The sequence below is a fragment of the uncultured Parabacteroides sp. genome, from assembly GCF_902493135.1.
Classification (GTDB): domain Bacteria; phylum Bacteroidota; class Bacteroidia; order Bacteroidales; family Tannerellaceae; genus Parabacteroides.
On record NZ_CABUOD010000002.1, the window covers coordinates 170587 to 181360 of the forward strand.

A 10774-nucleotide genomic window follows, 5' to 3' on the forward strand; every position below is an offset into this window, starting at 1 on the left:
CACGGATTTACACGGATAAATTTATTATCTTTCCGTGTAATCCGCGTAATCCGTGCCTAAATTGTGTCTATTGTAAGCAGGATTTTCTTTTTGACACACCCTCCTTTTTAACGCAGAAAGGCAATAAGAGCCAGTGCGACCTTATCAGGGTTGTTTACCGATATAAGCCAGAATACCGCCATCGACATACAGCACATGGCCGTTTACGAAGTCGGAAGCATCGGAGGCCAGGAACACGGCAGGCCCCATCAGATCTTCGGGAGTTCCCCAACGGGCAGCCGGAGTCTTGGCAACGATAAAGGCATCGAACGGATGACGGGAACCGTCAGCCTGTCTTTCACGCAAAGGAGCAGTCTGCGGGGTCGCGATATAACCCGGACCGATACCGTTACACTGGATATTGTATTCGCCATATTCGGAAGCGATGTTGCGGGTCAGCATCTTCAATCCACCTTTAGCGGCAGCATAAGCCGACACCGTTTCGCGACCGAGTTCGCTCATCATAGAGCAGATATTGATAATCTTTCCGTGTCCTTTCTTGATCATGGAAGGGATAACTGCTTTGGATACGATAAACGGACCGTTCAGGTCGATATCGATCACCTGGCGGAATTCGGCAGCCGTCATTTCCACCATCGGGATACGTTTGATGATACCGGCATTGTTCACCAGAATATCGATTACGCCTACCTCCTTTTCGACTTGTGCAACGAAAGCATTCACCTGCTCTTCATTCGTCACATCGCAAACATAACCGTGAGCGTCGATACCTTCGGCTTCATAAGCAGCAATACCCTTATCTACTAACTCCTGTTTGATATCGTTAAATACGATAGTAGCACCGGCCTTGGCGAACGCAGTCGCAATCGCAAACCCGATACCGTAAGAAGCACCTGTTACAAGTGCAACCTTACCTTCCAATGAAAAATTTACCATAATAATAATATATTAATGTCCGAAACTCATTACTTCAAGTCAGAGATCAAAGAGAAATCCTGATCTCCATAATCCAGGTTTTCACCCCCCATCCCCCAAATGAATGTATAGTTGTGGGTAGCAGCAGCGCTATGGATAGACCATTCGGGAGACAAAACAGCCTGGTCGCCTTTCATCCAGATATGACGGGTTTCATCCACTTCGCCCATGAAATGACAGATAGCCTGGTCTTCAGGGATATCGAAATAGAAATAGGCTTCCATACGACGGCTATGCACGTGCGCCGGCATCGTGTTCCAGACACTGCCCGGTTTCAGTTCCGTCATACCCATCTGCAACTGGCAGGTAGGAAGAACCTGATTGACGATCATCTTGTTGATGTTACGGTCGTTGGACATTTCCAAAGAGCCCATAGCGGCAACCACAGCGTCAGCCTTCGTTACTTTTTTATCCGGATAGTTGCGATGTGCAGTCGTAGAGTTAAAATAGAATTTAGCCGGATTCTTGGCATCCTTGCTTTCAAATGTCACTTCACGGTCACCGGAACCCAGATAAAGAGCCTCCTTAAAATCGAGTTCGAAGACAGCATCCCCCGCTTTTACGACACCCGGTCCGCCCACATTGAAGATTCCCATTTCGCGACGAGTCAGGAAGAAAGGAGCTTTCAACGGATCGATTGCTTCCAGAACCAGCACCTCGCCAGCCGGCATGGCGCCACCGACGATCATACGGTCGTACATCGAATAGACCATATTCACCTCGTTAGGAGCAAACACCTTTTCAATCAGAAAATCACGACGGATACGTTTCGTATCATATTGCTTTGCATCTTCCGGATGCGCAGCATAACGCAATTCATAATTTGTTTTCATCTTCTTATAACTGTATTATTTTTTAATTCTTAATTTTTAATTCTTAATCACTTAATCGCATGGTCCGCCCGCACCTTCTCTCCGTTCCAGGCTTTCACATTCGTCCACTCCGTATAAGGAGCAGACCAGAACTCATCCGTTTCCGGCAGTCCTAAAGGCACTAAACCAAAAGTACAAAGATAGACGCTCCCCGTATTGATATAAGACTCGGAGATTTCGATTTGTTCACCTGTAAAGCCTACACGCAACCAACCGTTCTTGTCGAAATTTGCCGGAGACTTCAACTGGCGACGAATGACGGAAGTCAAAGCGCAACGCACCTGCGCCGGTTTCACCCGTTCGGGCAAAATATGCATCAAAGCCGCTTGTCCTAACGCATGGAAAGCACCGAAGCGGTAACAGATGGAACGGCCGACAACCGGAAAAGAACCTTCGGGAGAAATAAAACGTTCCAGTATCTCGGCATAACGAGCATGACGTTTCAACTGTGTATCCAAGAAATCAGCTCCCTCGATATTATGTTTCTTCATCACGACCAGCACGTCCGTCAGCATCGGATGGATCACGAAACTATTATAATAATCCATGTGAAAATCAACCCCATCACCATACATAGCATCCCCTTTATACCATTCGTCACGGAATTTTTTCACACCATACAGCATCCGTTCCATGTCGCATTCTCCGGTAAACTCCAACAAAGCAGCTTCGACAGTCGAAGCGAAAAGCAACCAATTGCTTTCAAAAGGCTTGATGTTACGGCTCCGCTTCAATTCGGTCACCATCCATTCTTTTGCCTGCGGATCAAGATTTCCCCAAAGCTGTTTCGGGGCACGCAATAATCCCTGAGCCAAAAAAGCAGCATCCACCAAAGGTTGCGACGGTTCACCGAAAACCAGATAGTCGGGAGCCTCTGGATTAACGGCATTCTTCAAGCCTCTTACCGTCAGATCGATATATTTTTCACGGAGCTTGCCTTCCAGCGTGTTGTCCGGTCCCAGTTCCAGCCAGGGAGCGATACCGCAGACCAGACGGCCCACCGCCTCCAAATGCGAGAAGCGATGACGGTTGCCCAACGATTCGTAAGGCATATTCTTCTTCAACGTATTATTGCTCAGATTGACAAGTACGGGATCAGCAATGCGTGTCAGGTTTTCCACCCAGAACGCACGATCTTCTTTGCCGGTTGTTTGCCGGGCGTTGCCCGTAAAAGGCAGACAGATCGTACATAGAATTAGTACGGCGATTTTCAATGAATTTCTCATGGTTTATATATTCAAATTAATTTCTTCAGTCTCATCAATGCTTCTACATAATAGTAATCGGCATAGCTAAGCGGCACGTCCACCTCGCTGTTTCCAGGCAGATGGCCGGTCGAATGCTTGAGCACAAAGTTACAGTTTGTTCCCTTTTCCGCCAAATATTCAGGGGATGATAAAGAACGCACCTGCTGTTCGGCAAAGTCCAGATAGCTTTCTGCCTCGTCCGATTTATCCAACCGGCTCAATTCGATCAAGGCTGAAGCCATGATAGCGGCAGCAGAGGCGTCGCGCGGCGCATTCGGGATATTGGGAGTGTCGAAATCCCAATACGGGACTTTATCGGCAGGCATATTCGGATGGTTCATCAGGAAACGGGCAATATGCTTGGCCTGTGCCAGATATTCGGGACTGCCGGTTTCACGCGCCATCATCGTATAGCCATAGATCGCCCACGCCTGTCCGCGTGCCCAGGCCGATTCGTCGGCATAGCCTTGATGCGTCATTTTGATATGGGGTTTTCCGGTGATCGTATCATACGAAACGACATGATAACAACTATAATCATCACGGAAATGATTTTCCATCGTCGTATTGGCATGCGTAACCGCGATATCGTGGAAATGGTTATCGCCGGTAGTCTTGCTGGCCCACGTCAGCAATTCGAGATTCATCATATTATCGATGATAACCGGATATTGCCATTTGCCGTTATTGGTAAAGTCCCATGAGCGGATCGCCTTGATCATCGGGTTGAAGCGGGTACTGAGCGAGCCGGCGCCTGTCACCAGCACATCCTTGTAACCGGGATTTTGTGTCAGGCGGTAACCGTTGCCATAGCTGCAATAAAGCATGAAGCCTACATCGTGATTATCCGTCACATGCTGCACTTTTTCCAAGCGTCCGGTAAAAAGTTCGGCATACTTCTTCAATTCGGGAGTAGGATTGCTTTCATACAGGTACCAGAGTTCACCGGGGAAGAAACCGCTGCACCACCAATAGCAGTCGCTCGTTTCCAGTCTGCCGTCCTTGATGCTCTTAGGCAGCCGTCCTTCCTGCTGTTCCAGCTCTTTGGCCATAAGCAACGCCTGTTCGGTCGAGGCTTTCAAACCGCGGTCAATCACTTTCGCAAGAGGTTCTTCCTGCGGCGCATTACTACAAGACGACAACAACAGTGTGGTCGCTAACACAGATAAACTTAAAAGTTTGTTCATAATTGAATAATTAGAAAGATTTTGGACAAATATAGGGATAAGTTTACAAATTTCTGCGAATTACGATAGAAAACCGATCGGTATACATAACGAAGCCCCGAAAATGTCTTTTCATCTCCGGGGCTTGTTTTAGATGTATGCTTTCTCCCTTCACAGGGATACCGGCAACATTGAACTTTTAAATTCAATATACTTTAGTATTATTAATATTAAATCCGACCGCTTGTTCACCTGTCACAGGGTAATTGCCGTTGTTTGTAGAGATGCACGGCTGTGCATCTCTATGCGTCGGCACGCGGTCAAACATTTTAGAATTATCTTTTATACCTTTAGTTATTTCACGATAGCCTTTACAGCGTCTTCACCTTCGACAGCTACAACAACCACACCCTGCGGAGCTGCGATCACAGCATTGTCAGAAGTAAGAACGGTATTAGCAACTACCTGACCTAAGATGTTAGAGATAACCACCTTCTTACCGGCAGCACCAGCGATCTGAACACCACCTTCAGCAGCGATAACGGTTACTTCAGATACGGCTACGTCTTCGTTAGAAGTCGGTGTATCTTGAGTTTCCAGAGTAAATGCCAAACCATTTGTATAACCATCAACCAAAGTAATGACAGTATTAACCTGTTTTACATATTTGCCAGTTGCAACATTCTGTATCTTATATTCACCAGTTGCCGGAGTAGTCTGGAATGCAAATGCTGCACGATTATCCTCATTTGCTATAACCATTGTATCTTCTTCAGCATATGGAGCAACAACCAATGTATCAGCAGTTTCAAACGGCTGCTTAGCTTTAGCAAATACCAAGGCATCAGACATTGTGCCATCATCTTTCAGATCATTCATCATATAATAGCGAACACCGTCTTCTTTTTCTTCAGCAGTCAATTCACCTATTGTAGACTGAGTTGTCGAAATGTAATACATCGGTTCGTCTGCGTTGTGAGTGCAAGCCGAGTCAACAAACAATACGAAATTTTCAGCGGCATAGGCCGGATCAGATTTCAACATAGATTCACCAGCACCACGCAGAACCGCATCACCAGACTTATTGACAGTTACGGCCAAAGATGTATTGTTTACAGACTGGATTCTATAGTGTCCCATATCTACTGTTGCATATTTCGGAGCTTCAGGAACATCTAACACAAAGTAACCAGTAGGCTGATCGTCAACTGAAGAACCAACCAATAAATTGTTGGAGCCAATAACATTCAACTGAGTACCCTTATTCCACAAGCTGTCAGCCTTATATCCATCAGCCAAAGATTGGCCACTGACAATCTTCATTGCAGTATCAACCGGTAATATCTGATAAGAACCTTCACAAGTCTGACGGAAAATAACTGCTACAGGAATACTGTCTGCAGCATTAGCTGTTGCATCTCCACGTTTTTCAATCGTAGATAAAGCAAATGCTTTGTTCTTTTCATCATAAACCAAATAAGTATTTTCATCATCTTTGTAGTTGTTTACCTTCAACTTATATGCCTGACGGCTCAAGCCTTCTGATGCATTATATTTCACATCGCTTGTAGCTGCTTCCAATTTAAATTCAACAGCATCCTCTACATCAGCTATCTGATTCACATGCAACAATGTATCTTTTGCAGCCCCTTTGACTACATACAGATTTTCAACACCACCAAAAGCAGTGAAACGTAAACGAACTGCCAAATTATTCAGGTCTGTAGAAGTAAAATGCTTATAACCTAAAGCAGCATCATCTTCATCTACATTTTCAATAGGAGTAATCACATAAGTCTTGTCACCATAGATATATTCATTTTCTTTGTCTGTAGCATATAAAGTCTTAATTCCACCCATATATTCTTTAAATCTTACACCATTTTCACGGTTAATCATTGAATATACGCCATTAGCTCCAGAAATTCTCCACTGAGTGGCAGGAACATCCTTACAAGCAGCAGTGCCTAATGAATCATATTTTGCATCCGGGTTAGGATAAACGCCATCTTTCGCATAAACAAGACCTGCCTGATAGTAACGACCACCTTTATCTTTAATAGAATAGATACCTTCGGCCAAATCAGCTTTAATACCTGCTCCTAAATAAATATATGGTAACTGGAAGTTTTGTTTGTTAGCTTCAAAAATAACAGCTGAATCCAATGCTGTGAACAAAGGAGTATTACCTGTACCAATAGAATAGTTTGCCAAATAAGCAGCATTCTTCGGAGCATTAGCAGCAGCTGTTCCAGGATTTGAGAAACTGTTCCCGCTTGTACCAATAGTAGGCAATGAATCTACTTTAATAATTAAAGAGTCAGAACCGACCTTTCCTATATTTTTATAAACAAAGAAACGATAGTTAGCCGGCATTCTTCCTGCTGCAACAGAATCCACAGTCCAATTAGTAGCTTGGATAGCAACAAGATCTGAAGAAATTGTATCCAAAGCAAACATCAAACCTTTCGGATTGATAGAATCTCTATTTGCTGTACCCGGAGCAAATACGGTATCGATAGCCAAGAATACATTGTTATTTTTCAAATATTTGCCATCTGCTCCTTTTATTGCACGATCTCTCTTTTCACCCTTAGCCTGCATGTAAACACCAGGATAATTAGTTGCTGGAGAAGCACAATCGAAAGCGACAAACTCATCAATCAACGGCTTTTCAGACTTATCCGTATAAGTTCCCGAAACATTCAGTTTGAAAGAACCATTCAGTTCTTCATTCAACATTTCTGCCGTCATATAAATTTCAGCAGGATTGAATGGACGTGCTCCCTTATCAACCATATTGTCTGTTGTTCCCTTAATAAAACGAACAGGAGTTTCAGCACCTGTAACAGCCTTTACTTCCAAAACAAATGGATTATTCTGAGCATCATAAGCAACCAAAGCAGAATCCGAGCCACTATAGCCCCATGTAAATTCAGTAACTGCACCATCCGTAGAAGGATCAACTAACACCGCATCAAATTTACCTGCATTTATATTAGCAGTGTTTTCTTTGTCTTTAGTGTTATACTTTACAGCCAATGTTTTTCCCGTATACTTGTTCTTAAAAGTATAAGCAGCTGGGAAAGGTACTTGAGATTTAATTGCAACCGGCTCCCACAAAGCAGAGTCAGTAGAAGCAGCCAACAAAGCGCCAGTTTCGAGCTTTTTTGTAATTAGCTGGAATGCACCATCCGAGTTCTTCTTAATGGTCAGAAAATAATTGTCAGTACCATCTGAAGCACCAATGTGGTAATAATTACCAGTCGCTACAGTCTTTGCAACTTCAGCACCCTTAGGAGCGTCCCAAGTTTCAGCATTTGCGAAACCAGACACGACCAAAGCCGCTGCTACAAGAGTAGAAAACTTTTTGTTCATAATTTAATAATTTAATTAGTAATAAAACCTATTTGTTATATAATGTATACAACCTTACGAATGTTAACGCGTGTATTTTGATAGCAAAAACGTACGTATTCGATTTCAAAAGACAAAAGTTAACAAACGTACGATAGAACTGAACTTTTTATAAACATTAGTATTAATATTAAATTTAGAATTATGAACAAAAAGTTTTCTACTCTTTTGGCAGGACTTGCATTGTTGGGTGCAATGAATGCCAATGCAGGGGATCCTGTAACATCCTTGAAGAAGACGGGTAACGGCTTGTACCAATTGAAAGCTACTGATGGAGTGTTAGCTATGACTCCTAATGGCGCTTTGAGATTGGAAGCTACTACTACTTCTGCAAATTTAGCAAGCACATTGTGGTGCATCGAAGTAACAGAAGAAGGTTATGGTAAAGCTCCTATCTTCGACTTTACAAACAAGGCAACCGGCCAGCGTTTGGATATCCAGTATGCAGGTACTTTGTTGGAAGGTTTGGGAGGAAGTACAGCTACTTATACTGATATACCTGGTACAGGTGCAGATTCTACCCGTGTAGGTGGTGAAGTTTCAGGCTGGGCTTATTTGAACCAATACACATCTATTCCGGCTGCAGAACAAGCAGGTAAGACTCTGTATTCTTATTTCAAAGCTGACTCCGTAATCGGTTTGAAAGCCAATAGTACAAACATTCAGGTTGTGAAGGAGGAGGCTGCTAAGGCTTATACAGATGCTGCCGCAGGATCTCTTTTTACAAAGTTTGCTCTTGTTGAAGCCGACATGATCCGTTTGCAGGCTCCTGAAATCAATACGATTTTAGGTTTGCAGGCGGCTGATAAAGGCGTAGCTTTGACATTCACTCCGGACGAACAGGGTGAAAAGGTCACCGTAGCCAACCCGTTCAACGGAAAGAATGCTGGTAAGTTCTTAGCTGAAACAATCGCAGGTGACGCTGATTATGTATTCGTACTGACTACTGACAGTTCTTATCTGCGTGTCGATACTTCTATCGTCAATGCAAGCGGCGAAAGATTCCGTGCATTCAAATGGTCTGATCTGAGCTATGCTAAACGTCAGGCAAGTACAGCTGCAACAAAGCCGACTTCTGCTGCTGACTCTATTAGTAAAGTAACAGGTCTTGCTGATCAGTATAAGTTTGCTTTCTCTTATTATCCTTCAAAAGACAGCTTGGTAATCCAGGTTAAATCTGCAATGGATTATGATCCGGAAAACGCCACTAATGGTTCTAATTGGGTAGCTGATGCTGATGCAACAGTGCTTCCGACAACAGCTGGTGGAAAAGGCACGAACAACTTCGTAACCGTTCAGGACTTGATCGAAAATAAAGTACGTATTGTTACTATCTATGACAAAAAGGAAACTAATATTTCCTTAGGTTTCAAAGGTTGTGAAGCCGGTTACAACGGTCGTACTTCTGTCGCCGACGGTCTGTATTTCATCATGAACCAGAAAGGCCAGTACTTGGCTTCTCCGATCCATAAGAATGGTACATTAGAATGGGTTACTGTTAAAGCAGACGAACAACTTCCTGCTCACATGCCGGCTTACCAGTGGGTTGTATTGAAGAAGAACACGGGCGATAAAGTGAAAGATTATTCTCCTGTAAGTGTAACGAACCGTGAATATCCGACTCAGACAACTCTGTCTCAGTTGATGAAGGCTGAAGGTGCTAAATACATGACAGCTTCTGATGCTCTTTATCAGGGTGAAGATTCTCTGGTCTTCGTACAGGTAAAAGAAGCTGAAGGTGTTAAGGGCAACGCTGCATTGATCGCTGAAGCTTATCAGGATACATTGTTAGGTTACAAGAACATTCCGGATGCTAAGTTCTTCCTGGATGAATATACATTCAAATATCTGCACCCGTATGCAACTGGCGAAAACAGTAAGTATTTGGCTAAGGGTACCGGTAAAGATTCATTGTTGAACGTATTGAATGGCAAGGATGCTTTCCGCTTGGTTGAAAAGAAATGGGATACATTCGGTTATGCCGGAACGAAGGCTGAATTGAACAGAGCCGGTATCAAGAAACTTTATAGAGTTTCTTATTCTATCCAGTTGAAAGACGCATTCATGGGTGAAGCGGCTGAAGACAAATATGCAATGTCTAAATACTTCGGTGCTCCTGCTGACAGCTTCTTCTTCAAAGAGAATAATCATCATGAAGGCGAATGCTTCTATGCAATCGTAAAAGCTAATGATACGGATCTTGATGATGTAAAAGCCGGTGTAACAGATGATATCCTGGATGCAACAGTAAAAGTTCAGCCGCTGGGTGAAACAAGAACATCTGCATTTGCAATCAATCCGGACAACACTCCGTTGTATCGTCGTTTCAATAACGTAAACTTAGGTGAAAGCGCAACTGACGGCCGTGATAGCTTGAGATTCTTCGAAAATGTTCGTAAGGAATATCTGATGGACGAAAACAACCGTGAAGGTGGTTTGATGGATGCAAATGTGAACTACGTAGGTATGTGGACTGCCGATAAGGCAACAGGCTTGGCATTCCAAGTCGATACAGCTTGGGTCGGCCGCGGTCATGGTTATATCAAACCGCAGTACCTGATCTCTGTAAACCATAAGGATTTCGAAGGTGTAGCCGGTACTCCTTGTACGGAAGATGGCCCGCATATCACTCCTGACGGACAGATCACAACCGATTCTATGTTGTGTAAACATGCTCATCCTGCAATTCCTGGCTTCGAAAGAGCTAAATATTTGGTAAGCTTCCAGGATTCAGTTGATCTTGTAGGTCAGGATAAGCCTTATGCTGACATCGCCGATGGTTACACTCGTGTAGGTTTCGTTGAAGCTATCCGTATCGCTGATACATTGTGGGTATTGCCGGCAGAGTACAGAAGCGTGGCTAACGAAAAGATCGACTTCAAGGCATTGGCAAAGGTTGATTCTACTATGCGTGCTGATTACGGTGTAGGTATCAAGAACCTGTTGTCTGGTGACGATCACAAGAACTACACTTGGTCATTCCGTTATGGGGTCTTGTTCACTTTTGCTGCCTTATACACAAATCATCATTCTTTTGAGTAATTCTATGCTTCCTCGTCCATAACACATTCTTTTAATCATCTTTAATTTGTTGACA

Annotated in this window: 6 protein-coding genes; 1 reads left to right on the forward strand and 5 read right to left on the reverse strand. The window is 43.7% G+C overall.

The annotated features are described in order from the left end of the window. Positions 1–144: 144 nt before the first annotated feature. The 5 genes from RDN79_RS01810 to RDN79_RS01830 form a co-directional block, all read right to left on the reverse strand. A complete protein-coding gene (locus RDN79_RS01810; RefSeq protein WP_298550311.1) occupies positions 145–936 on the reverse strand; it encodes a gluconate 5-dehydrogenase in 792 nt (263 codons plus the stop codon). A gap of 29 nt (positions 937–965) precedes the next feature. After that, positions 966–1808 carry a 5-dehydro-4-deoxy-D-glucuronate isomerase gene (gene kduI / locus RDN79_RS01815; RefSeq protein ID WP_298550309.1) on the reverse strand — a complete coding sequence of 281 codons (843 nt, stop codon included), beginning with the start codon at positions 1806–1808 and terminating at the stop codon, positions 966–968. A 47-nt stretch (positions 1809–1855) separates the two neighbouring features. Continuing rightward, entirely contained in the window at positions 1856–3073 is a 1218-nt protein-coding gene (locus tag RDN79_RS01820) for a DUF2264 domain-containing protein (RefSeq protein ID WP_298550308.1), read from the reverse strand. Between the two features lie 11 nt (positions 3074–3084). Beyond that, complete coding sequence (locus tag RDN79_RS01825) at positions 3085–4281, reverse strand: glycoside hydrolase family 88 protein (protein ID WP_298550306.1); 1197 nt, start codon at positions 4279–4281, stop codon at positions 3085–3087. A 333-nt stretch (positions 4282–4614) separates the two neighbouring features. Continuing rightward, positions 4615–7638, reverse strand: coding sequence for a DUF6383 domain-containing protein (locus RDN79_RS01830; RefSeq protein ID WP_298550304.1), 3024 nt, complete (start codon positions 7636–7638; stop codon positions 4615–4617). Positions 7639–7821: 183 nt separating this feature from the next. On the opposite strand from RDN79_RS01830, the gene RDN79_RS01835 reads away from it, so the two are divergent. Next, positions 7822–10719, forward strand: a complete 2898-nt coding sequence (locus tag RDN79_RS01835) for a hypothetical protein (protein ID WP_298550302.1) — start codon at positions 7822–7824, stop codon at positions 10717–10719. The last annotated feature ends 55 nt before the right edge of the window (positions 10720–10774 follow it).